General features: G+C 49.4%; 2 protein-coding genes. Both read left to right on the plus strand.

The features are described from left to right. Window positions 1–648 (plus strand): fimbrial biogenesis chaperone (locus EQY_RS0122660; protein WP_000311708.1); only part of this gene is annotated, 648 nt, incomplete at its 5' end. A gap of 37 nt (window positions 649–685) precedes the next feature. Continuing rightward, window positions 686–993: pilus-assembly fibrillin subunit (locus tag EQY_RS0122665; RefSeq protein ID WP_000251094.1), on the plus strand; the 308-nt coding region annotated here is incomplete at its 3' end.

A 993-nucleotide genomic window follows, 5' to 3' on the forward strand; every position in this document is an offset into this window, starting at 1 on the left:
TCCCTGGACCGTACGCGTGCAATTTTTAACGGTGGTGAAAAATCCATGGCTCTGAATATCGCTAATGATAATAAACAACTTCCCTATCTGGCGCAGGCCTGGATAGAGAATGAAAAAAAAGAAAAAATCACCACCGGCCCACTTATTGCCACACCGCCGGTGCAACGCCTGGAACCAGGTACAAAAAGTATGATTCGTCTGACAACAACTCCGGATATCAGCAAACTGCCACAGGACAGGGAATCCCTGTTCTACTTCAACCTTCGTGAAATTCCTCCAAAGAGTGATAAGGCGAATGTGCTGCAGATAGCCCTGCAGACCAAAATCAAGCTGTTTTACCGCCCGAAAGCCATTGAGGCGAAACCCAATGCAGTCTGGCAGGACCAGTTGGTGCTGAACAAAACCAGCGGAGGTTACCGGATTGAAAACCCGACGCCGTATTACGTAACGGTGATAGGTCTAGGTGGCAATGAAAAGCAGGCGAAGGAAGGCAGGTTTGAGGCCATGATGCTGGCGCCGAAGTCCACGCAGACGGTGAAATCAGGAACATACAGCACACCGTACCTGAGCTACATCAACGACTACGGCGGACGTCCGGTTCTGCAATTCAGCTGCAGTGGTGACCGTTGTACAGCGGTGAAAAAATAAGTGTGCAGTGACAGTTAACCGGAGGAAGGGGGCGAAGATGGTCAGGGCAACAACAGGACTCTATCTGGCTGCACTGCTGGTAAGCAGCTGCATGAACAGTGTATTGCGTGCAGATGAAACGGTGATGCAGGATAGCTTTTTTACGGCAGATGAACCCCGTCACCAGTGGGTGAATGAACTCAATGGTCGAACTGGACAGTTGTTGGTTAGTGGTGCGTTACTATCATCTCCGTGCACACTGGTGACAAATGAGGTGCAATTGCCATTGCCGGAATATGGGGAAATTATAAAGCATTATGAATTGAAGCTGAATTTGCGGGGATGTGGCTATGGAGGTGTGATGTT

The organism is Escherichia sp. TW14182 (assembly GCF_000208525.1).
Classification (GTDB): domain Bacteria; phylum Pseudomonadota; class Gammaproteobacteria; order Enterobacterales; family Enterobacteriaceae; genus Escherichia; species Escherichia ruysiae.